This window comes from Chitinibacter sp. SCUT-21, from assembly GCA_041874755.1.
Lineage (GTDB): Bacteria > Pseudomonadota > Gammaproteobacteria > Burkholderiales > Chitinibacteraceae > Chitinibacter.
Window position 1 is genome coordinate 1,939,079 of sequence record CP102611.1, and the last position, 24,042, is coordinate 1,963,120.

Annotated in this window: 19 protein-coding genes and 1 tRNA gene; 7 read left to right on the plus strand and 13 right to left on the minus strand. The window is 52.0% G+C overall.

Annotated features, from left to right (window positions below; translation table 11 throughout):
• Window positions 1-36: 36 nt before the first annotated feature.
• The gene (gene pta, locus NT239_09090) at window positions 37-2,085 is read right to left on the minus strand and encodes a phosphate acetyltransferase (GenBank protein ID XGA69954.1); all 2,049 of its coding nucleotides are present in this window, start codon (window positions 2,083-2,085) and stop codon (window positions 37-39) included.
• A gap of 203 nt (window positions 2,086-2,288) precedes the next feature.
• On the opposite strand from pta, the gene NT239_09095 reads away from it, so the two are divergent.
• From NT239_09095 to NT239_09105, 3 genes are read left to right on the plus strand one after another with little or no spacing between them, the layout of a single operon-like run.
• Complete coding sequence (locus tag NT239_09095; protein XGA69955.1) at window positions 2,289-3,272, plus strand: quinone oxidoreductase; 984 nt, start codon at window positions 2,289-2,291, stop codon at window positions 3,270-3,272.
• On the plus strand, window positions 3,269-3,871 hold the full coding sequence (locus NT239_09100; protein XGA69956.1) for a hypothetical protein: 603 nt from the start codon (window positions 3,269-3,271) through the stop codon (window positions 3,869-3,871). Before NT239_09095 ends, NT239_09100 begins: the two co-directional genes overlap by 4 nt.
• Complete coding sequence (locus NT239_09105; GenBank protein XGA69957.1) at window positions 3,868-4,794, plus strand: Dyp-type peroxidase; 927 nt, start codon at window positions 3,868-3,870, stop codon at window positions 4,792-4,794. The genes NT239_09100 and NT239_09105 overlap by 4 nt, the downstream gene beginning before the upstream one ends.
• Window positions 4,795-4,870: 76 nt before the next feature.
• Here the strand turns inward: NT239_09105 and NT239_09110 are convergent, their stop codons facing one another.
• A complete protein-coding gene (locus NT239_09110) occupies window positions 4,871-6,526 on the minus strand; it encodes an LTA synthase family protein (GenBank protein ID XGA69958.1) in 1,656 nt (551 codons plus the stop codon).
• Between the two features lie 169 nt (window positions 6,527-6,695).
• Window positions 6,696-8,438: a bifunctional isocitrate dehydrogenase kinase/phosphatase gene (gene aceK, locus NT239_09115; protein ID XGA69959.1), complete on the minus strand. Its 1,743-nt coding sequence runs from the start codon at window positions 8,436-8,438 to the stop codon at window positions 6,696-6,698.
• A 154-nt stretch (window positions 8,439-8,592) separates the two neighbouring features.
• Between aceK and NT239_09120 the strand changes: the two genes are divergently transcribed.
• The 3 genes from NT239_09120 to NT239_09130 all read left to right on the plus strand — a co-directional run bounded on the left by NT239_09120 (window position 8,593) and on the right by NT239_09130 (window position 12,134).
• Window positions 8,593-9,882 (plus strand): GGDEF domain-containing protein, encoded by a 1,290-nt coding sequence (locus NT239_09120; GenBank protein XGA69960.1) that lies wholly within the window; start codon window positions 8,593-8,595, stop codon window positions 9,880-9,882.
• A 97-nt stretch (window positions 9,883-9,979) separates the two neighbouring features.
• A complete protein-coding gene (locus tag NT239_09125) occupies window positions 9,980-11,614 on the plus strand; it encodes an NAD(P)/FAD-dependent oxidoreductase (GenBank protein ID XGA69961.1) in 1,635 nt (544 codons plus the stop codon).
• A 238-nt stretch (window positions 11,615-11,852) separates the two neighbouring features.
• The gene (locus NT239_09130) at window positions 11,853-12,134 is read left to right on the plus strand and encodes a nucleotidyltransferase domain-containing protein (protein XGA69962.1); all 282 of its coding nucleotides are present in this window, start codon (window positions 11,853-11,855) and stop codon (window positions 12,132-12,134) included.
• A 204-nt stretch (window positions 12,135-12,338) separates the two neighbouring features.
• On the opposite strand, the gene NT239_09135 is transcribed toward NT239_09130, so the two are convergent.
• The 7 genes from NT239_09135 to queE form a co-directional block, all read right to left on the minus strand.
• A tRNA-Gln gene (locus tag NT239_09135) sits at window positions 12,339-12,415 on the minus strand.
• 75 nt (window positions 12,416-12,490) lie between these two features.
• Window positions 12,491-13,531: a DUF2955 domain-containing protein gene (locus tag NT239_09140; protein ID XGA69963.1), complete on the minus strand. Its 1,041-nt coding sequence runs from the start codon at window positions 13,529-13,531 to the stop codon at window positions 12,491-12,493.
• Entirely contained in the window at window positions 13,521-14,648 is a 1,128-nt protein-coding gene (locus NT239_09145; GenBank protein XGA69964.1) for an HlyD family secretion protein, read from the minus strand. The genes NT239_09140 and NT239_09145 overlap by 11 nt, the downstream gene beginning before the upstream one ends.
• The gene (locus tag NT239_09150) at window positions 14,645-16,177 is read right to left on the minus strand and encodes an efflux transporter outer membrane subunit (GenBank protein XGA69965.1); all 1,533 of its coding nucleotides are present in this window, start codon (window positions 16,175-16,177) and stop codon (window positions 14,645-14,647) included. The genes NT239_09145 and NT239_09150 overlap by 4 nt, the downstream gene beginning before the upstream one ends.
• Before the next feature lies 1 nt (window position 16,178).
• On the minus strand, window positions 16,179-17,300 hold the full coding sequence (locus NT239_09155; protein ID XGA69966.1) for an AI-2E family transporter: 1,122 nt from the start codon (window positions 17,298-17,300) through the stop codon (window positions 16,179-16,181).
• 197 nt (window positions 17,301-17,497) lie between these two features.
• Window positions 17,498-18,181: a 7-cyano-7-deazaguanine synthase QueC gene (gene queC / locus NT239_09160; protein XGA69967.1), complete on the minus strand. Its 684-nt coding sequence runs from the start codon at window positions 18,179-18,181 to the stop codon at window positions 17,498-17,500.
• A 55-nt stretch (window positions 18,182-18,236) separates the two neighbouring features.
• Window positions 18,237-18,881 carry a 7-carboxy-7-deazaguanine synthase QueE gene (gene queE, locus NT239_09165; protein ID XGA69968.1) on the minus strand — a complete coding sequence of 215 codons (645 nt, stop codon included), beginning with the start codon at window positions 18,879-18,881 and terminating at the stop codon, window positions 18,237-18,239.
• 286 nt (window positions 18,882-19,167) lie between these two features.
• Between queE and NT239_09170 the strand changes: the two genes are divergently transcribed.
• Window positions 19,168-20,376 carry a multidrug effflux MFS transporter gene (locus NT239_09170; protein XGA69969.1) on the plus strand — a complete coding sequence of 403 codons (1,209 nt, stop codon included), beginning with the start codon at window positions 19,168-19,170 and terminating at the stop codon, window positions 20,374-20,376.
• A gap of 58 nt (window positions 20,377-20,434) precedes the next feature.
• On the opposite strand, the gene NT239_09175 is transcribed toward NT239_09170, so the two are convergent.
• The 3 genes from NT239_09175 to ybgF form a co-directional block, all read right to left on the minus strand.
• Entirely contained in the window at window positions 20,435-20,965 is a 531-nt protein-coding gene (locus tag NT239_09175) for a hypothetical protein (GenBank protein XGA69970.1), read from the minus strand.
• Between the two features lie 154 nt (window positions 20,966-21,119).
• Entirely contained in the window at window positions 21,120-23,087 is a 1,968-nt protein-coding gene (locus NT239_09180) for an MBL fold metallo-hydrolase (GenBank protein XGA69971.1), read from the minus strand.
• A gap of 200 nt (window positions 23,088-23,287) precedes the next feature.
• Entirely contained in the window at window positions 23,288-24,031 is a 744-nt protein-coding gene (gene ybgF, locus NT239_09185) for a tol-pal system protein YbgF (protein XGA69972.1), read from the minus strand.
• Window positions 24,032-24,042 lie beyond the last annotated feature (11 nt).

Consider the following 24,042-nt stretch of genomic DNA (forward strand, 5'->3'; position numbering starts at 1 on the left):
AAAGGCAATCAATATGCTTACTCTACGGCAATACCCTTAGACCATCTCAACCGCTTGAATCGCCGTCAAGGCAATGGTAAAGACAATATCATCCACCAAAGCACCGCGCGACAAATCATTGACCGGTTTGCGCAAGCCCTGCAACATCGGGCCGACGCTGACCACGTTGGCGCTGCGCTGAACGGCTTTGTACGTGGTATTGCCGGTATTCAGGTCTGGGAACACAAACACCGTGGCCTGCCCTGCGACTAAGCTGCCCGGGGCTTTTTGCTTGCCGACTTCAAGTACCGATGCCGCGTCGTATTGCAATGGGCCGTCGATCGTCAGTTGCGGATTACGCGCTTTGGCGATTTCGGTCGCAGTGCGCACTTTATCCACATCGGCACCGGTGCCCGATTGCCCGGTTGAGTAGCTGATCATCGCTACTTTCGGGTCGATGCCAAAGGCTTTGGCTGAGTACGCACTTTGTGCGGCGATCTCGGCCAGTTGCTCGGCACTTGGGTTTGGATTCACCGCGCAATCGCCGTACACCAACACTTGTTCCGGCATCAGCATAAAGAACACAGACGATACAATCGACGAGCCTGGCGCGGTTTTGATCAACTGTAGCGCTGGACGAATGGTGTTGGCAGTAGTGTGAATTGCACCAGAAACCAGACCATCCACTTCATCAATCGCCAACATCATCGTGCCGAGCACGACATTGTCTTCGAGCTGGCGCAGCGCCTGAATTTCGGTCAAGCCTTTAGATTTACGCAGCTCAACCATCGGTGCGACATAGCGTGCGCGGATTTCTTCTGGATCCAAAATCTGCAAACTAGGCGGGATTTTCACGCCTTGCGTTGCAGCAACAGCCTCAATCGTTGCGCGTTTACCGAGCAAGATACATTGCGCAATGCCTTTTTCTTCACACACAATCGCAGCGCAAATCGTGCGTGGCTCTTCACCTTCTGGCAACACAATGCGTTTATTCGCTGCGCGCGCTTTTTGGATCAGCTGGTAACGGAAAGCTGGCGGGCTAAGGTGATGCACGCCTTTGGTGTTCACGCCAACCATCAGCGCTTCGACGTCCAATTGCTCGGCAACGGCATTCATCACACGTGTCATGCGATCTTTGTCATCGGCGGGCACAGCGGTCGGCACTTGGCTAATCGCCAATGCGGTTCTAAAGCTATCGCCGTCGGTGCGCAGCACTGGAATCCCAGTGTGGAAAGCCAATTGCGTGAAGTCACGTACTGTTGCGTCCATTTCAGTGTTATGTGTCAGCACCAACCCAGCCAACTGCACGCCATTGCTGGCGGCCAAGGCCGTCGCCAAAATCACATCATCACGGTCACCTGAGCTGACGATCAAAGCCCCGGGTTGCAAACGACGAATGACTTCGGGCACTGCACGCGCGGCCACCACGGTATCGGTTACACGGCGCTTGGTCAGCTCACCTTTTACAACGATTTCGGCATCTAAGTGCAACGCCACATCCAAGGTGCGCGGAGCGAGTAAGTGCGGGTCAAACTCAATCGCACCCCAGATTGGCAAATCGCCGATTTCGTCTTTCATCGCATCCAGATCAAAGTTGACCGGTGCTTTATTAAAAATCACGCCGCCAACTTGTACACCTTCGTTGCGAAATTGGCGCGCCGCTACTTTAACCTCTTCAGCCACATTGCCGGCGCTGGCATCGGTCACCAAAATCACCGTCGCCTGCAAACCCAAAGCCATCTGGGTATTCAATTGCGTGGTAAATGGATTGGCAGGATCTGGATGCAAGCCTTCAACAATTAAAATATCCGCGTCTTCTCCCGCAGACATACTCATCGTCACGATTTCTTCGAGCAAATCGTCGGTTTCGTCGATTGATACTTGCTCAATCGCGTAATTGGCAGGCAAGGCATCGGGCACATCAAGCTGGCAAATGCGACGCGCAAAATGGCTTGAACGCTCAATTTCACTCGCGGTTTGGTCTTGCGCGACTGGTTTGACAAACCCTACTTTCAAGCTTTGGTTTTGCAAGCAGCGCACCACGCCCAAAGTCACCGAGGTCAGGCCGACATTGTGGCGGGTTGGCGCAATAAAAAAGGTTTGCATGATGAAAGTCCTACTTCGTTAAGCAATATATGCCGCTACTATAAACAATCCACGTGCAGTGCAGCATGACATACCTCTAAAAAACTCGAGAAAATTCACCGAACGGAAAAATTACCAAAGCATCATTCGACATTTAGCCAGACAAGCTCGGCAGAGCGGCGCAAAATGTCTATTCTCAAGTCATCTAGCCATGGAAGATCAGCATGACGCGCACGCAAGCGACTCAAATCATCATTGAACAGCACGGCGATGTGCAACAAATGCAAGTGCGCCAAACGCCAATACCCGCAGCAGCTGAGGGAGAAGTACTGCTGCGGCAAACAGCAATCGGCGTCAATTTCATCGATACCTATCATCGTTCTGGCCTCTATCCCTTAAGCCTACCAAGTAGCCTAGGGATGGAAGCGTGCGGTGTCATCGAGGCAATAGGTGCGGGTGTCAGCGAATTCAAGGTGGGCGATCGGGTCGCCTACGCGGGCGGCACAGTTGGCGCCTATACAACGCACCGTATCATGCCAGAAGCCAAACTGGTGCTTGTTCCCGACCAAATACCTGACGATATTGCAGCGGCAACTTTATTGCGCGGCATGACGGCGCAGTATTTGCTCAAACAAACCTTCCCCGTGCAAGCCGGCCAAACGATTTTGGTCCACGCGGCGGCCGGTGGCGTGGGTCAGATTGTGTGCCAATGGGCGCAAAGCTTGGGCGTCAAAGTGATCGGCACCGTTGGCGGCGCCGCCAAACAAGTGCTGGCGCAAACTTGGTGCGATTGGGTGCTCGATTACAACGACGCGAGCTGGGTGGCCCAAGTTCGCGAGATCACGCAAGGCCAAGGCGTACCCGTGGTGTACGACGGCGTGGGAGCAGTTACGTTCCTGCCTTCACTCGATTGCCTAGCGCCGCGCGGGCTGATGGTCAGCTTTGGCAATGCCTCGGGCGCGGTGGAGGCGTTCAATTTAGGGATTTTGGCCAGCAAAGGCTCGCTGTTTGTCACACGACCCACGCTAGGGCATTACACGGCAACGCGGAGCAGCCTGCTCGCCTGCGCCAATGATTACTGGGATGCGCTACTAACGGGACGTGTGAAGCCTGATATCGGCCAGCGCTATGCACTCAGCGATGCAGCCCAAGCGCATCTGGATTTAGCGGCGCGCAAAACCACCGGTGCAACGGTACTCACTCCATGACGACCTTGGTGTATTTGCACGGCTTTTTATCCAGCCCGCTCTCAGATAAAGCGCAGCAAACCATCAACTGGATGGCTGAGCAAGGCTTGTCTGATCGCCTAATTTGCCCGCAAATCCCGATGCATCCCCGCCAAGCGATTGAGCTGTTACAGCAGTTGATCGCGCCACTGAATGGTGATTTTTGCGTCGTCGGTAGCTCGCTCGGCGGCTTTTTCGCGACCTGGGCGGTGGAAGAATTTGGCGGGCGCGCCGTGCTAATTAATCCAGCTGTGAAGCCGTATGCGCTGATTAATCAGTATTTAGGGCCACAACAAAACTACCAAACCGGCGAGATTCATCATATCGACGAATCTTTCGCCATAGAGTTACGCGAATTTGAACGCAAACCTACACAGCTAGAACGCTATTGGTTATTATCGCAAACCGATGATGAAGTATTGGATTATCGTGCCGCGGTAGACTATTACCAAGGATGCCTGCAAACCATAGAGCAAGGTGGAAATCATAGCTTCATCGGATTTGAACTATGGTTGCCTCAAATATGGGACTTCGCGAACAAGCCGAATCAGCCTGCATTTTCGATTGGGAAATCAATATGAATACTCCACAGAGCGGCATTTTGCCTGCGGCATCAAGCAACGGTTTGTTTATGCTGTTTCGCCGCCGTCTAGGTCGCCGCGCCGATCACAGCTGTAAACAAAAACTCGCACAATGGCCAGACTTGGTCGCGCAATTGGCGCAAGCCAATCCCGATGCGCAATTTTCGGCCACGCTGGGTTTTGGCGCTGATCTGTGGCCAGAAATTTATGGTCTGGAAAAACCAGCGCATTTGCGCGCTTTTCCACGCATTAGCGGCGCAATTCACCCAGCGCCATCGACACAATGCGATATGATTTTGCATCTGCGCGCCGAGCGCTACGACGTGCTGTACGACTGTGCGGATCAATTTACCCAAACAATGAATGAATGGTTTGACGCAATCGAAACCATTCACGGCTTTCGCTATCGCGACCAACGCGACCTGACAGGCTTTGTTGACGGTACCGAAAACCCGCAAGATGACGAACGCGCCGCCGTTGCGCTGGTCGGCGTCGAAGATGCTAAATGGGCGGGCGGCAGTTATCTGCATATTCAGCGCTATGTGCACCGCATGGACAACTGGAATAAATTGCCGGTGAAACAGCAAGAAGCCATTATCGGCCGCACCAAAGACAGCGACGAGGAATTACCCGATGAAGACCGGCCTCAAACCGCGCACATCAGCCGCGTGGTGATCGAAGAAGAAGGCGAGGAATTGCAGATTTTGCGTCAATCCTTGCCATATGGCACACCCAGCGGCGATAAAGGGCTGTATTTCACGTCGTACTGCAAAACGCCGGATACGTTTGAAAAAATGTTGGCGCGGATGATTTCGCCGACCACCGATGGCCGTGTCGACCATTTACTGAACTTTAGCCGTGCGGTCACTGGCGCCGCATTCTTTGTGCCTAGCATCGAAGCACTGCAAGGCCTGAAAGACTAAAGCATCGCAGCGCAAGCGCGCAGACGATTACGCACCAGCACCACACCGAAGGGACATCGCCGCAAGGCGTTGTCCCTTAATTTTTGGCAAACAGTCGTTCGGCGTACAGGGCCTCTGGGAACACATTGCGCCACCACAAGCCCTGCGTATAGAAGTCTTCATTACGCTCGCAGCGCGCGGCCACCGCGTTAAAAAATGGGCTTAAATGCTCGGTTTGGCGGGAAATTTGCGCCGGCAAACAGAACAGCGGCTTTTGATTCATTTGCTGCGCCACGGCTTCCGCCGCGCCGATCTTACTCATCCGAATATACAAAGGCACATCGCCGCGTAAACGTTGCTCATGGCCGTTCAACTGGTTTTTAAAGGCAATATCGCCTTTAGGGTCCAACTCAAACAAAGTCGCCGGCAATACGCCCGACTTTACAAACTCTTTGTTTAACGCCGGTTTATGGTCACCAAACACCACCACCATCAATTCACGCCCACGCTGCTTGGCGGCCAACTCTAGCTGCTGGTTAAACGCCAATAAATCATCCACCGCCAGGCTCAAGCGCTGCTGATACTGGCTGATTCCGGCGTCATTATTCGGAATAAATGGGCCATGCGTCGAGACGGTCACCAAGAACATCATTTGCTTTTGCTCTTTCGGGGCCGCTTTATATTGCGCCAGTGCCACATCGTACATCGCACTATCTTTTGGCCAGCCCTGTTTGCGATTCCACTTCATCTTGTCGACAAAGCGCGTTTGCTCAAAGCCAAATTTGGGGTAAACGTGATTACGTTTATAAAAATTACCATGATAGTTATGCATTCCGGTCGTTAGATAACCGGCATTTTTTAGCTCACTGACCAAAGTGGCGCTGTGCTCGTTATAGCGATCAGAGAAATTCTGAAAATCGATGCCAGGCAAGGCAAACGAAGATAAACCCGTTAAGGCTTCAAACTCGGCATCGGCCGTGCCGCCGCCGTACACCGGGCTAATGGTGCGCGTCGCGGCAAAACCGGCGTCTTTAAGCTTATCCATCGCCGTGGTCAGCTTACCGTCTTTGCTGGAATAGCACGATTCGCACATCACAACGACAATATCGGGGCTAGTTTCAACAATTTGGTTCGGCAATTGGCGCGCGTAAAAGTCGTGTTTGCCTTCCTTCGGCACGTGAATGCTTTCGGCGCTGAGCACCAAATGCCCCAAAATTCCGTTTTGTTTGACGTTTTCGCGGAAGTTGTAAAACACATAATTGGTTTTTAGCGTTTTACTCAGCACGCGCTGCGACTCGGCCGAATAATGGCCCGTGCTATCGAATTGAATGCCGACAATGCCACACAGCATTAAACCGGGCGCAACGCGCTTGGCTTTAAAGCGCGGGCGATACCAAAGCCCGACGCCTAAGGCGGCCAGCAAACTGATGGCACTCATGACGATGTCTGTGTCGATGTAGGATGTCAGCGCCAAACCTTGGCCGACCTCGAATAAGTCGCGTCCGAGCAAAGGCTCGCCGGTGGCTTTGTTTTTGACGTAACTAATATTGAACAGCAAGGCCTCAAGCGCCAGCGCCGCCCATACCGAGGCCCAGCGATTGAGCACCATCGCAAAAAAGAAAAACAACAGCGCCGAAAAACCAATTCGCGGCAAATTCCAATGGCCGTCGACCAAATAACGGCCAGCGATCAACAGGAGTGGAATCGCAATATACGGAAACCAACGTAGGAACAAAGACTTAGACCACTGCACGCGCAACTCTAAACACCACTAAAACAAAGGCGCGATTATGACTGATTTATCCCTCTGGCGCAGCCCGACAAATACCAAGCTGATATACGGGATAAACCATCACAAATACCAGCCATAGTATCGACCCAAAGATCAACCCAAAAAAGGCGTACATGAACATACCCATGAATCAGCGATAAAAACGCAGCGACTGCGGGTAGGGATAAAAGTCTTCCACCAAACCAGCCTTAATCCGCGCCTTGCAGTCTTGCCAAAACTTGGGTGTGAGTAAATCGGCGTGATACTTATTAAACGCAGCGCGCACATCAGGGCGTGTGAGCAAAAAGTTGCCAAATTCTTCGGGGTAGACTTCGTTTTTATTGCCGCTAAACCATGTCTCGCCGCTCATTTCAAACTCGGGCGAGGGCGGTGGCGGAATACGGCGAAAATCGCAGTCGGTCATGTATTCGATTTCATCGTAATCGTAAAACACCACGCGCCCTGCGTGCGTGACACCAAAGTTTTTGAACAACATATCGCCGGGGAAAATATTGGCAATCGCCAGCTCGCGCAGCGCATTGCCATAATCGCGAATCACGCCTTCCACCGCCGCGCCTTGGCGGTTTTGAATATATAAATTGAGCGGCTTCATGCGGCACTCAATAAACAAATGCCGAATCACGATATTGTCGCCATCTTCCTCAATCGCATTGGGCGCTAATTCGCGCAGCTCGGCCAATACCTCTTCGGCAAAGCGTTCTTTAGGCAGCGCCACATCGGAAAACTCTAGGGAATCGGCCATGCGCCCAACCCGATCATGCTGCTTCACCAGCAGATATTTCGCGCGCACCGTAGCGTGATCGACCTCTTTGGGCGGCGCAAACACGTCCTTGATGATTTTGAACACATACGGAAACGAGGGCAGCGTAAACACGCTCATCACCATGCCCTTGGTACCGGGCGCAAACACAAACTGATCGGATGAATGCCGCAGATGATGAAATAGCTCGCGGTAAAACATCGTTTTACCTTGTTTGCCCAAGCCCAGCATCGTATACAACTCGGCGCGCGGTTTGTTCGGCAACATATCGTGCAAAAACTGCACATACGCTGACGGCACGGCCATATCGACCAAAAAATATGCCCGCGACAGCGAAAACAGATGCCGGATATGCACCGCTTTAAACAGCGCGGCATCAATATATAACTGCCCTTGCTCGGTGCGGCACACCGGCAGTGTAAACGGGATTTTTTTGCGCCCGTAATGCGCCTCGCCAATCAAATACGCCGCCTTATTGCGATAAAACGGCGACGCGAGCACCTGAATATAGCTATTGAACTTAGTTTTTGGGGTTTTACCCAAATGACGGCGTAGCGCAATCAGAATGCGTTTGATATCACGCGGCAGATTGCGAAATGGCAAATTAAAACCAAAATCGGCAATGATCTGCTCAACCGTCGCGGCTAAGCCTTGCTCATTGGGGTAATAAGTGCGAAACGCTGGGCCATCGGCTTCGATGTATTCGGTGGAAACCGCTGGACGGTAAAAAATAAAATCATTGTGAAAATAGGTGCGATGCAAAATCCGGCAGCACACCGAATTAAAAAACGTCTCGGCCAGCTCCATCTGTTGATGATTGATCAACAGACCGATGTATTGCTGCTTCACCTTTTGCCAGACGGCATCAGGCAAAGCTTCAGCGTTAAATTCGTCTTTCAAGCGCTGCACGCATTCGAGCACGCGCAAATCGTAAAACGCAATGCGATCGCGCACTAGATTTTGCTGAGCATGAATATCGCCCGCCTCAAAATTGGCCTGCGCAGCCCGACTCGCGCCGCGAAATAATTCATAGTGATGATTAAAGCCTTGCAACAAGGCTTGTGCGATGGAATGACTGAGTTCGAGATCGGTGAGAGCAAGCGGCGCATTCATAAGACAACCTCAGCAATATTTCTTTTAGTTTAGGCCGCGCGGGCCAATTTGCTGCATTGCAATGCAAAAATGCGGCGCTTTTTCCACAATCGCAAAGGTTGATATTCAGCGCTTGAACTGCCAGCATGAAGGCATTGAATCAAAAGAGAAAATCATGATTCGACGGATTGGTTTATCTGGCCTGATTACGATGCTGTTTGTGCTCAGTATTTTTTTACTGGCTTGGCAGCACTTTGGCATGAATAAATCACTACGAATTGATGCGAATTCCGCTTTGCCTTTCAAAATCGCCGACGATAGGCTCGACGGCGGCGGCTCGATAGCCTCCCTCATAAAAAGCAAGGATGCCATTCAGCTGAAATGCCAAATGAGCGATAAATACGAATGGCCGTATTGCGAAGTGGGCATCCAATTGCGCAAACCGCCGCTAGGGATTGATCTGCGTAGCTTTGACACCATCCGCATGAAAATGAGTTACAAAGGCCCGGGCCGACACCGGGTTCGTTTGTTTTTACGCAATTTCAATCCAGCGTATAGCACGCCCCAAGAAAGTACATCGTGGAAATTGAACGAGATTCAGTTTATTGTCGAAGACGGCGTTGAGATGCAATTGCCATTGAGTAAATTTAACGTCGCATCGTGGTGGCTGGCAGATAAAAACATTCCACTTGAGCACTTCGGCGTTGATCTCAGCAATGTGCCGCTGATGATCATCTCGACTGGCGGCAACAAAGAAGCAGGTACGCACACCATTGATATCGACTATGTAGTCTTTGAAGGCAAAGTGATTCAGCGCGAAGACTTACTCATTACCATTTTGCTGCTATGGGGCTTATTGGCGCTAGGCGTGTTGGCCAAAGTACTATATCAGCTACATACTCGGCTGGATCAAATCCGCACCGAAGCATCGCAATTAGTCGCTGCCAACGCCTCGCTGAAGGAAGAAAAACAACGCATCACCGATCAAGCCAAAATTGATCCGCTAACACAAGTGCGCAATCGCGCCGGGATTCGCAATGATATTGCTCGTGAAATGGCCAATGCCAGCGAATTCTCCCCTTTAGCGATGATTATTTGCGATATCGACCATTTCAAAGCCGTCAACGATACTTATGGGCATGGCGTGGGTGATGAGGTGTTGGTGAAATTTGCCAAAACACTCAGTAGCAATGTGCGGCACGGTGATTATGTCGTGCGCTGGGGTGGTGAGGAATTTGTACTCTTTTTGCCCAATACCAAGCTGCAACAAGCGTATCAGACTGCCGAAAATTTACGCCAAACCATTGAAGAAAGCCGCTGGCCAGCCAAAATTGAGCTCACCGCCAGTTTTGGTGTCGCCATCATTGGTGAGGCTGGTTTTGCTAAGGCACTCGAAGCGGCTGACGCCGCCTTGTACGAGGCCAAAAATGCCGGGCGCAATCGCGTTGAGCTCGCCAAAGATTGATTTTTACCCATTGCGCTGGGCGGCTTTGACTCCCCAAGCGCGGCGCAAACTCTTACAATACGCAGCTTGTTGAATAAACACCAACCACGGAACCACCATGCTGCGTATTACCGAACTCAAACTGCCGCTCGATCATTCTGACGCAGAACTCAAAACCGCAATCGCCAAATATCTGGGCATTGCCGAATCCGACATCGCTGCATATCTGGTGTACAAACGTAGCTTTGACGCGCGCAAAAGCGTGATGCAGCTGGCGTACATCATCGATCTGGATGTCGGTGCGCTCGAATCCAAATTGCTGGCCAAGTTCAAAGGCGATAGCCACGTGATGGCGACGCCCGACACTGGCTACCACTACGTTGGCCAAGCACCGGCGCAACTGAAGCAGCGCCCTATCGTCGTCGGCTTTGGCCCCTGTGGCATCTTTGCCGCGCTGATTTTGGCACAAATGGGCTTTAAGCCCATCGTGCTCGAGCGCGGTAAAAAAGTACGCGAACGCACCCAAGACACTTGGGGCCTCTGGCGCAAGAACACGCTGAACCCCGAATCAAACGTGCAGTTTGGTGAAGGCGGCGCAGGGACGTTCTCCGACGGTAAGCTGTATAGCCAGATTAAAGATCCGCGCCATTTGGGGCGCAAAGTGCTCACCGAGTTTGTCAAAGCCGGTGCACCGGAAGAAATCCTCTACATCGCCAAGCCACACATCGGTACGTTCAAACTGGTCGGCATGGTCGAAAAAATGCGCGCCGAGATTGAATCGCTCGGCGGCGAAATCCGTTTTCAGCAACGCGTTGACGATTTGCTGTTGGAAGATACGGCCGATGGCAAAAAACAGGTGCGTGGTGTGCGCGTTACCGAATTGGGTGTGGAAGGCCATCCAAGCAGCGAAATTTTGAGCGATCACGTCGTCATCGCACTGGGCCACAGCGCACGCGATAGCTTTGCGATGATGCACGAGCGCGGTGTGTTTATGGAAGCCAAACCGTTCTCGGTGGGATTCCGGATCGAGCACCCACAATCCTTGATCGACAAAGCGCGCTGGGGCAAATACGCTGGCCACCCGATTTTGGGTGCGGCGGACTACAAACTGGTGCACCACGCCGCCAATGGCCGCGCGGTGTACAGCTTCTGTATGTGCCCAGGCGGCACCGTGGTGGCGGCGACGAGCGAGCCCAACCGCGTCGTCACCAATGGCATGAGCCAGTATTCGCGTAACGAGCGCAACGCCAATTCGGGCATGGTGGTTAGCATTAACCCGAGCGATTACCCCGGCGGCGCGATGGCAGGGATTGAGTTCCAGCGTCAGCTCGAAAGCCACGCCTATGTACTCGGCGGCGGCGATTACAACGCGCCAGCGCAACTCGTTGGAGATTTCTTGGCTGGACGTGCTTCCAAAGACGTCGGAAGCGTCGAGCCTTCGTACAAACCGGGCGTAAACTGGACCGATCTGGCCAGCGCCTTGCCCGATTACGCAATTAACGCAATGCGCGAAGCGCTGCCTGAATTTGGCAAGAAAATTCGTGGTTACGATATGCACGACGCGGTGCTGACCGGCGTGGAAACCCGTACTAGCTCGCCACTGCGCATCACGCGCGGCGACGATTGCCAATCGCTAAACGTGCGCGGCTTGTATCCCGCTGGTGAAGGCGCGGGTTACGCGGGCGGGATTTTATCGGCGGGGGTTGATGGCATTAAAGTCGCCGAAGCCTTGGCCTTGGATATTCTTGCCTAGGGTATAGCCAGCTAAGCAATATTGAGATTGATTTACATAAAAATACAACGGCGGGTATATCCCGCCGTTGTTATTTCGGCAATACAAACTAAGCCAATTTGGCTTTCAACAAATTATAGATTTGAAGCATCACTGGCATTAAAGCTATCGACCAATACATGGCTTTATCAAACCACGACCCTTTGTACCCAGGTTTAAATACGCCGCACTGATATGCCGCGATGAAGGCGCTGACGCCATGAGTGAGACCTTAGACCTGCCGCCGCAGCACTGGGCCACACTATGCCGACTGCTGGCGCTTTATCTGCCCAATGCTGAAGTCATTGCTTTCGGCAGCCGCGTGAAGGGGACGCATTGGGAGGCGAGCGGCATTGATCTGGTCGTTCGCAGCGAATCGGAAATTCGCAAAAAATTGAGCGCGTTACGGCAAGCGCTATCGGAGAACAATATTCCCTTGCTGGTACAAATCCACGATTGGGCCAAGATGCCGACCGCATTTCAGGAAGACATCCTGCGCTAACATCAAGTGATCAAGACCGCCAAGCCTTAGCGGCAAAACCAGCATCGCCATTAAGGGTATATCGATACAGCCCATTTCAAACAATTTCTAGAAACAGATACAACGGCGGGTATATTCCACCATTTGCTTGAGCAACATTACGGCGCGAAAATTACGGGCAACAAAAAAGCCGCTCGATGTTAAATCGTTAGCGGCTTGATTGAGTGGCAGGGGAAGAAGGATTCGAACCTTCGCATGTCGGAATCAAAATCCGATGCCTTAACCAACTTGGCGACTCCCCTACTTAGGCTGCGCATTCTATATGGGCTTTTTTAACTTGGCAAGCTATTTTGCAAAATTTTTTGCTTCTTTCCCGACTAACGCCGTTTACTCACCCACTCGCGCAGCGCTTCCAGCGCATAAATCGACACGCAAGCATAAATAGCAACCGCCACAAATAAGGCTAAACGGATCAGCGCGGCAGACAAAACATCCTTTCCGTTGGCGCTGTCTTGTACGGCAGGCCCCAAGAAAATCAGCACCGTGATCATGACATTTAGCCAGTATGACGGCGCATAGGCGCTAGGTGCCACGCGATAGAAGCGCAAAGCCATCCACAAAAAAGCCAGTGCCACCCAAAGCGTAAACATCCATAAAGTCGGGCTTAGCGAGAGCCCGGCCCAAATCAAGGAGGCTAATAAAGCGCCCAACAAGGTAGAGCCTAGTAATTCGCGAGCCGCTTCTTTGGCGTGCACGCGACTGGCTTGCTGGCCTAATGTGGCCGTTTTCATAATCGCGGCCAGATATAAGGCAGGGTTAGCCAGCGCCAGCAATAGCACCGGCACGATAATCACAACGCCCTGCAGCGCAAGCCAGCTTGCCGCCACATCGCTGGGCGCTGGCTTGGGTTTGCTGGGGGCTGGCGCTAAATCGGGTAATGTCAGGTGCGCCAACATGCTACAAAACGAAGCTAATAAGACGCCGCCGGCTAAAGACATTACCAAACCCTGCACCAGAGCCTGTGATTGCAAACCTGCGACGGGAATCATCGTAAACGTCATCAACAGCACATTGAGCAGCGGATGCCGCGTTTTTATCCCGAGGAAAAAAATCGCAAACAAAGCCACGATAATTAGCAAAATCGCAGCGTAGGCGTAGTGCTGCAATAAGGGCACCAAAACAATGCCCGCCCCGGTTAACACCATCAGCACCAACGCCAGCATTGCGCCTTTAATCAGGTTAAGAGGTGGGCCAGCAGGGCTAAGTAGCATCAGCACAATCAGCACACTCAAATGTGGCACAGCCAAGCCAAATCCATAGGCGATGACCAAGGCCAACGCCACTCCCAGCACCAGCCGTAAAACGCGACGGCTTGCGTCATCGATCAGCACCATTGGTGCCAATGGCTTAGTAAACATACGACAATAAGCTCATGGCCTGCATATACAAGCGCCCTAGCCCATTCATTAGCCACGCCTGTTCGGTCAGGATCATCACATCGGCCTGGCCACCCACGCGTAGGCCACGAATTTGCTTAAGCGTTTCGGGTGCAATTTCAATGGCAACGGGGAAGCGTTGCGCTTGACGTAACCAATCGCGATTATTTTCAATGGTCGGCAAACTGCCAGCTGCAGTGCTTTTACCCGAGCTCACCCCATTGCCTATGCTCCGCACCCGCCCAACAATCACTTCGCCCGGCATCACATCCAGCACAATGCGCGCTTCATCGCCCACTTTGACATTACCGAGATTATTTTCGGTGAGCTCAGCGCTAATCCATAAATCGTGGATGGCGATCAATGTCATCGTAGCGGTGCCCGCTTGCGCGAACTGCCCCACATCGGCACGCAAATCGGTAACAAGGCCACGGCTTGGGGCATAGACTGTCGTGCGTTTCAAATCTAACTCAGCCTTACTAATCGCCGAGCGCGCACTGATTAATTTGGCATTATTTTCCGCGCTGCCGCCAACGTTTTCTTGCGCCCGGATCACCTCAGCCTGCGCCGCATCTACCTGGGCCCGCGCCTGTTCACGCCCAGCGCGCGCGACTTCAAGGCGACGAACCGAAATCGCACCAGGATCTTCGGCGTGCAAACGCTCTTGCCTTTGTGCATCTTGCTCGGCTTTGAGTCGATTAGCTTGAGCTGCACGCAAAGAGGCTTGCGCCGAAACCACGCCAGCATTGGCTGCGCCCACGCTGCGTTGTGCTGTTTCGTAATCGGCTTTTGCTCGTTCTAAGGCAATTTGGTATTGGCTCTCGTCGATCGAAAACAAGGGCTGCCCTTGTTTCACATCGTCATTGTTTTTCACCCATACCTTTTTCATTACACCCGGCACTTCTACCGCAATCGGCACAACAAACGCTTGTACTCGTGCTTGCGAGGTATACGGCGTTAAGCGGTCGGCAGCAAAATACCAGACCAAGCTGAGGACAATCAGGATCAGAATCAGCCATTGGGCGTACTTGGCCGCCTTTCCCACCTGCGCGGCTTCTGTGTCTGCGGCGGGCTGCAATTCTTTTTCAATTTGACTCATGGTGTACTCGTATTGGACTTATCGCTGATCAGTGGGGCATCTAGTAATCCACCCCAGTCCGTTCTTTGTTTCATGCTATTCAGTGTTTCTTCGTCGAGCAGGCGATGCTGTCGCTGCACGTCCCAGCCGCCCCCCATCGCCTTATACAAAGCGATAAGGCTATTAATTAGATTGCCGCGATTACTCACCACGCGCTCTTGCTGTGAAAACAGCGCCCGCTGCGCATCCAGCACCCGCTCAAATCCCGCCATACCTTCGCGATATTGAATATTGGCAATCTCCAATGAGCGCTGCGCCGCTTGCTCGCCTTGCTCTAACAAGGCCACCTGCTCCAAGGTTTTGGCGTAGGCCACGGCCGCATCATCCACCTCACGTGCGGCCTGCAGTACGCTGTCTTGATAAACCAAATACAGTTGTTGATAGCGGGCGTCTTGGATTCGGACATTATTTTTAAGGCGCCCATAATCGAAGATATTCCACTTCAAACTCGGCCCTATGCCCAGATCAAGCGTCGTTGGGCTCGCCGCAATCGACGTCGCCGACACACCGAGCGAACCGAGCAAAGTGATCGATGGGTAGAAATCCGCTTCTGCCACGCCAATTAAGGCGGACTGTGCTTTCAATTGCATTTCAGCGGCGCGAACGTCCGGTCGACGGCGTAGCAAATCAGCGGGTAAATCGGCAATCAACATCAAATCTGCCGCTGGAATTTGCCCGGTTGCGCTCGCCATTTCCAAAATCGGCCCTGGCGGGCGGCCCAAGAGCGCGGCCAATGCGTTTTGCGTTTGGCGTAACGACGCTTCTAATGCCGGGATGGTGGACGCCGTCGCCAGATACTGCGTTTTGGCTTGCTGTACATCGAGTTCTGAATCATTGCCGCTGGCGTACAAACGTTGCGTGATTTCTAAACTGCGCTGTTGAATCGCCATATTGCTATGCGCAAACTGAAGACGCGACTCTAAAGTGCGAATACCCGCGTACAAACTTGCTGTTTGCGCGGCGAGCAATAAATACACGTCGTCGTATTTGGCGATCGAGGCTAGGTAAGCTGCGTCAGCCGCTTCAATGCTACGGCGAAAACGCCCCCAAAAATCGAGCTCCCAGCCGATATTCAAACCCGCGCTATACATCCACTGATTGGCCGAATAACCGCCCGATTGGCGACGCTCGGTATTGAGTACGCTGCCACTCAATTGCTGTACTTGTGGGTATAAAGTGCTATCGACCACGCCTAATTGCGCACGCGATTCCATCACGCGCAAAGCGGCAATCTTTAGGTTGCGATTATTGTGCAGCACATCGGCGATCAGCGCATTGAGGGTGGGGTCGTTCAACTGCTCCCACCATTGCCACTTCGCTTGCGACGATGTCACTGCGCTGGCATCGGGTAGATTGTCGCTGCGCCAATCTGAGGCTATTTCACTACTGGGGCGCTGATAATTCGGCCCCAAGACGGTACAAGCAGAACAAGCCAGCGCCAGCGTTATTGCAGCGCTGGCGCGGCGCAGAGAAAACGAGCATACCGTCATTTTATTTCTCAGCGGCGGTTTGTGCAGCTGCAGTATCGGCTGGCGTATCCGAAGAAGCCTCATTCACCCAAGCCATAAAGATCTGGTAACCCAAGGCAAGGATAACCGCCCCCACAAACATCCCCAATATCCCAGCAGACACCATGCCACCCAAAGCGCCGAGCAAAATCACCGGCATTGGGGCATCGACGCCGCGACCGAGCAAGAGTGGTTTCAACACATTATCGGCCATCCCCGAAACCGCCAACAGCACGGTATAAATCACGGCTGGGACGGTATTGTATTCACCGCTCATCCAGATGTAGGCCACCGCAGGGGCAAAAATAATAATTGCGGGCAATTGCGCAATACCCAGAATCAACGCCAGCACCGCCAAAACACCTGCAAACGGAATATGCGCAATCATTAAGGCCGTGCCCAATAACACCGCCTGAATAAACGCCACGCCAATCACACCTTGCGCCACCGCGCGAATCGTCGCGGTGGATAAAACGGCAAATTGCTCGCCTTTTTCTGGACCGACAAAACGGCGACTAATGGCTCGCGCAGCAGCATGGCCATCTTGACCGTAAGCCATAATGACGCCAGCAATAATGAATGAGAACAAAAACTGCAACATCGCGCCGCCGATACTTGCAACAAAGCCCAGCGCTTTTTTGGCTAAATCACCAATTTTTGGCTGCAACGATTGAATCAAGCTGGGCAAATCAGTCGCAGCAGTAGTCCACACCGTATAGACCTTATCGCCGATCACCGGCCAACTAACAACGCCTTCTTTGGGCAGTGGAATCGCGAGCGTGTTGTCTCGCATCCCATGTACGAAATCGGTGATCGAATCTGCCAGCGAGCTTGCGAGTAAACATAAAGGCACAAAAATCAATGCAATGCCCAATAAAATCAGCACAGTCGAAGCGCGGCCTTGCTTGCCCGATAATTTGTTGGCTAACTTTTGATGCAACGGAAATAAAGTCACAGCCAAAATCAAAGCCCACAACATTAAGGTCATAAAGGGGGCGAAGATTTTGTACGAAAATCCAATCAACGCAATAATCAAACCGGCCTGAATCAACACATCTAACAAACGACGCGATAATATTTTTTGCAATTGTGGATTATCAAACATAGCAGCAACCTTTCAGCGTTCAACAGAATAATTCAATATAACGCAATCAAATTGAGCCATTAACCATATAGGGCTGATTTAATTGAAAAGATACATATAAGCTACAAGACAACATTGCAAATACAGGCTCAAAATTAAATGCCCATAAAAAAACGGCACCCCAAGGTGCCGTTTCTGATTATTGGGTTGTTAACCCATTATTTGGCTTGGTAGCGTGTCGGGTCAGCGACACCAGCGGCGGCAAAACCTGCGGCGCGCAAACGGCAGGCGTCGCACACGCCACACGCTTCACCGGCGTCATTGGCTTGGTAGCAAGTGGTGGTCAGGCTGTAATCAACGCCCAGTTTCAAACCTTCGGCGATGATTTGCGCCTTGGTCAGCCGAATCAATGGCGTATGAATGTGCAGCGACGAGCCTTCAACGCCGACCTTGGTCGCCAAGCGTGCCATTGCCTGGAACGCAGAAATGTATTCAGGGCGACAGTCGGGGTAACCCGAGTAATCAACGGCGTTGACGCCGATATAAATATCATCGGCTTTCAGCACTTCCGACCACGCCAGCGCGTACGACAGCAGCACGGTATTGCGCGCGGGGACGTAAGTGACGGGGATTTCGTTGTCCATCGCGCCATCAACCGGCACGGCGATATTGGCATCGGTCAGCGCCGAGCCGCCAAACGCGGCCAGATCAATCTTAATCACGCGGTGCTCAACCGCGCCGAGGCTTGCCGCAACGCGCTTGGCCGCTTCAAGCTCGGCATTGTGGCGCTGGCCGTAGTCGAACGATAAGGCGTAGCAATCAAAACCCGCCGCCTTGGCCATCGCCAAACAGGTGGCTGAATCCAAACCACCCGATAATAAAATAATCGCTTTTTTATTCATCTTAAACTCCAACAGGGTATATCAACAAAAGCCAAATTTGAAAACAGCTACAGTCTTATACCCCTGGTTTTTCGCCCCAGAGAATTTTGTGCAATTGCACTTGCACGCGCACCGGCAATTTATCCGCAACAACCCAATCGGCCAAATCAACGGGTTTCAGGCTTTCCCATACGGGCGAGAAAATCACCGGTGCTTTTTCATTGAGCTTGTGTTCGCGCACATAGTCGCGTGCCCATTCGTAATCGCTGCGATCGACCAGCACAAATTTAATCTCATCGTGCTCGGTCACTGCGTCGACATTCGCCCACAGCATATTGCCCATTTCGCCCGATTTGGGCGTTTTAATATCCAAAATGCGCGACACACGTGGGTCGACGCAATCAATCGGCTGGCCGCCGCCGGTTTCGGTGCTGACACTATAGCCCGCGTCGCACAGGCGCTTGAACAGCAGATGCACTGGCTTTTGCGCCAACGGCTCGCCGCCGGTGACACAAACGGTTTTACAGCCGTAGGATTCGATCTGCGCCATGATCTCGTCCAGGCTCATCGTTTTGCCGCCGGTAAACGCATACGCGCTATCGCAATAAGTGCAGCGCATCGGGCAGCCAGTCAGGCGCACAAACACGGTAGGCAAGCCAATACGGCTGGTTTCGCCTTGCAGCGAGTGGAAAATTTCGGTGATACGCAAAGATTCGCGCATGAATTAAGGTCCTTTCCAGAAAAACAGTCTGGGGGATGTAAAAAAACGGCAGCGCTGATTAGCGTCAGGCCACACGCCATTTTATACCTGTGTGCGCTTCTGACATAGGCACGATTACCCAAACCTCATTAATTCGGCTTTGCCACGTGCGTAATAACGAAATTGCGCATTGCTTTCGATTGGCTATCAGCGTTTAATCATTGGAGCTTGGGAGAGCACCAAATAAACACCACCATGTATCACCATAAAAGCCAATTGTAATAAGGCCTAAAAAGACATACCCATAATGAATAATTCTAAATCGTCGCCCGCAGAGGGCCGCTTTGCCGGCTGGATTTTATTACTCGCCGCGCTCACCGCGCTTGGCCCGCTGTCGATTGATATGTATTTACCGGGGCTACCGGCGATTGCGCATAGCCTGCACTCCGACGACGGCACAGTGCAGCTGACGCTAGCGAGCTATTTTATCGGCCTATCGCTCGGCCAACTGCTGTACGGGCCGGTATCCGACCACTATGGCCGCAAACCACCCTTACTAGTTGGTTTGGCGCTGTATTTGCTGGCGTCGATCGCCTGCGCGTTGGCAACAAGTATTGAGGCGCTGATTGCCTTTCGCTTTATTCAAGCACTCGGCGGCTGCGCGGGCATGGTGATTGCGCGTGCTGTGGTGCGCGATCGCTGCGAGCCACGCCAAGCGGCGCAAGTGTTTTCGTCCTTGGTACTGGTAATGGGCGCGGCACCGATTTTGGCACCGCTGCTCGGAAGCTGGGTGGTCGGCGTGAGCACCTGGCGCACGATTTTTGCCCTGCTGGCGCTCTTTGCCTTGCTGTGCATCGTCGCGATTTACGGTCTGTTGCCAGAAACTCGAGCAGCGCGCACTGAGCAGAGTTTGGCGCTGGGCAAGACCTTGCACGCCTATGGCGCACTGCTGCGCGATCGGCGTTTTTTGGGTTACGCGCTCACCGGCGGCTTGGCGGTGGCGGGCCTGTTTAGCTATATCACTGGCTCGCCGATTGTGATGATGAAGGTGTATGGCCTCAGCCCCACGCAATACAGCTTCACCTTTGGCAGCATTGCCACCTGCTATATCGTCGCCAGCCAATTTAACGCGCGCGCACTAAAAACCCTGAGCATCGACCAAGTCTTGCAGCGCGCCTCGGCCCTGCTGGCGCTGGCTAGCGGCGGCCTATTGCTCGCCAGCCTCATCGGTCACCCGCCGTTTTGGCTCACCTTGGCTTGCTTATATCTGTATTTAATCGCCTTGGGTTTTGCTGCGCCCAACGCCACCGCAGGTGCGCTTGCACATCATGGCGAGCAGGCGGGCTTGGCATCCGCACTAATGGGAACGCTGCAATTTGGCATCGCGACGCTGGCGGGCGTCATTATGGGGCTTTGGCACGATGGCACCACGCTGCCGCTGGCTAGCACTTTGGCGTGTTGCGGCGTTGGCGCGGCGCTGTGTTATCGCTGCTTAGTGATTAAACTCGACAATTAAACAGTGGGTATATCGACAAAGACCATGTGGTGTATTGCAGAAATCAATATACCCAGCATTAAAAAATAGCCACTTCGCTGATCGAACGCTCAAAGCTTGCCACCACGCGCGCATCGTTCGTTTTGGACCACTTAAATAATTGCTTTTGCTGCGCCTGCGCCAAAGTGAGATTGGCGTGCAATAGCGCGTTCAAACCCGCCTCGGTCATTAAGAGTACGGTTTCATTGGGCTCGGGCGTGATATGCGACTGAACTAACACATTGCCGCCCAGCGGATCAAAGCGCGTCCAGAGGTTTGAATCGACCAAATAAACGCTAAAGCGCTCGTCCAAACCCGCTTGCTGCAAACGGCCGCGCAGTTGCTCGAGCCACTGGCTAACTCGCGCCAAACCATCTTTTCCTGTTAGCGCTGGCAGTGGGCTGATCGCGCCCTCGGTAATCGCTTGCTGCGTCTTGAGCGCCACGACCATACTACCGGGGTAGTTCAGTGTAAACGGATTATTGATGATACTATCGTAACCACAGGCGAGAGCTGGCGTGGCGATTGAGGCGATTAGGGCACTAAAAAGAGCCGGAAGCAATTTCTTCATTTTAATTCTCCTCCGAAGAAAAAACCCGGGCGAAACCCGGGTTAGGCTACTGAAAAGGTGGCAATTCAAAAATGGGCAAACACTAGAAACCCTGCTATTTGCCGCAAACATATTTGAACCCCACCCTTTCCATTCCCCTAAAGGGAAACTCGGCTTATGGCGTTACGACGTTGAACCAGAATTGGTAGTTATCCAAGGAGCCCATGAAGTCTTCGAGCACAGCAACATCACCCGTGATTTTCACTTTGCCATCGGCAACCGCTTTTTCCAGTGTCGTTTCTTTCAATTGAACGGCGTTGAGCGTGGCTTTGCTCATGGCAACACCGACATCCGCTTTTTTCGCCAAGGCTTTGTTGTAATTCAATACCGCATTTTCCACGCTCAAAGCGTAGTCTTGCTTGGTATCGGTAAAGCTCAGATTAATCGTGTATTTTTTACCCGCGGTTTTTTCTGGGTTCAAACGTACCGACAGGTAATCGAGCAACATTTCAGGCGACATGGCTTTGATGGTGTCTGGCGATGCGGTATTGATACCGCCCGCTTTCGGCACGCCATTGCGTAGTTCAAACGCGCCTTGCAAATACACTGAACGCCATGGGCCAGATTCTGCTTGGTAGCCCAATTGCTCCAGCGCATCAGCCAACAGCTCTTTGGCTTCGGTATTGCTTGGGTTAGCAAACACGGCGTGTTTCATTACTTCGGCTACCCAACGGTATTCGCCTTTATCGAATGACGCTTGGGCTTTTTTCAGCACTTCGGCTTCACCGCCCATAAACTCGATGTATTTTGGACCCACCATTTCAGGCGGCAAATTATTCAAGTTTGATGGATTACCGTTGTACCAACCCATATAGCGCTGATATACCGCGCGGCTGTTGTGGCGCAAAGTGCCGTAGTAGCCACGGTTCGGCCAGAAGTTATTCAGCTCGGGTGGCAACTGAATCATTTCAGAGATTTCTTCGCCGGTATAACCTTGGTTCATCAGACGAACTGATTGATCGTGCGTGTATTTATACAGGTCACGCTGCTTTTTGAAGTAATCGACAATATTGCTATTGCCCCAACGTGGCCAGTGGTGAGACTGGAATTTCACCTCAACCTTATCGCCCCAGGTATTGATCGTTTCGTTCAGATAGCTCGACCATTTCAAGGCATCACGTACCTGCGCACCGCGCAAAGTCAGGATATTGTGCATGGTGTTGGTCGTGTTTTCCGCCATCCACAAGCCCTTAAATTGCGGGAAGTAGGTATTCATTTCCGCTGGCGCTTCGGTGCCTGGCGTGACTTGGAACACCATTTTCACGCCGTCGATCACCACTTCTTCACCCGTTTTTTTGATGAATTGGGTTGGGAGCAATAAGCCAGCGCTACCCGTTGAAGTCGTTTGACCCAAGCCGCCATTCACACCACCTTGGGCATTACGCGGCAACATTGCGCCGTACATGTAAATCGCGCGACGCGACATCACATTACCTGCGATCACATTCTCGGATACCGCGTGCTCGGTAAAGCCTTCAGGTGCAAAAATTTTAACCTTGCCTGCTTTCAAATCAGCGTCGGATACCACGCCACGCACACCGCCGTAGTGATCAACGTGGCTGTGGCTGTAAACCACGCCAACGACAGGGCGTTTGCCAAGTTTTTCATTGATAAAATCAAGCGCCGCTTTGGCGGTTTCGGCCGAAATCAGCGGGTCCATCACGATCCAACCTTTTTTACCTTCGATAAAGGTGATGTTGGATAAGTCAAAACCGCGGATTTGGTACACTTTATCGGTCACTTTAAACAGACCATATTCCATATTCAGCTGGGCATTACGCCACAAGCTTGGATTGACCGTATCTGGCGCAGCAGCGTCGGAAGTGATGTATTTCTTATATGCCTCCAGATCCCATACCACATTACCTTTGGCGTCTTTGATCGTCAGCGTATCAGGTTTAGCAATAAAGCCCTTTTTTGCATCGGCAAAATCTTGCTTATCGTTAAATGGCAATTCTTCTAGTACTTTTTGATTGGCTTGCTTGGTAAATTCAGTTGCAGGTTTCGGCGCTGTTGCGGCATAAGACTGCAACACCAAACCGGCCATCACTAAGCCCACTGTGAGTTTGTTGAGTTTGAACATACATTTCTCCTTGGTAGTTTAATCACCACATCGCCTTAAATATTACAATGCAAATATTTTATTTTTATATTCAAGTAAGATTAAACAAATACTTAGATGCAGTCCATTACAAAATTCTACGAAAGTTGATTACGCATCAGCTTAAAAAAACAAAAACCCCGGAGTCATACTCCGGGGTTTTTGTTGGTCTGAGATACAGCTTAGTTGGGTGCTGCCAATGCTTTTTTGGCTTTGGCGGCCGCTTCTGATTGCGGATATTTTTCTAAAATATTGATCAGGTAGTTGCGCGAATCTTTTTTGTTACCCGTCGTTGCGGCAACGGATGCCAAACCAAGCAGCGCATCGGGCGCCTTGGCATCATCAGGGGCGTTTTCCACCACATTTTTAAATGCGATATTGGCCGACTTATAGTCTTTGCTAAAGGCATAGTTCATGCCCATCCAATATTGGGCCGCCGCCATTTTGTCGCTATTTGGATAATCCGCCACAAATTTAGCCCATGCGGCACCTGCTTCTTTGTGTTTTTTGTTTTGCACCAAGGCCACTGCTGCGTCAAAGCTATCTTGCTCGCTAAGTTTGGCCTCTTGCTTTGCTTCGGCTTTCGATTGCTCGATATTACGCAGGCGTGCATCTAAATCGATATATAGGTCTTTTTGGCGTTTCACCGCCTCATCCAAATTAAATTGCAGCACTTCGTTGGCGCCACGCAATTGTGCGATTTCTTCTTTTTGTGCATCCAGCTGGCGCACCAAATCGAGCATGCGGGCATTGCTGGCCTCCAGCTGTTCAAGGCGCTGCGCATTTTGCTGCTGCAAGTTTTGTACACTAGCTGCCAAGTCTGCCACTTGCTTACGAGCTACATCATCATCAAACAAACCTGCGTGGGCTTGCATGGACATACCTGCCAATACCATGGCCATTAAGGTAAATTTCAATCGTTTCATATCTTTATCTC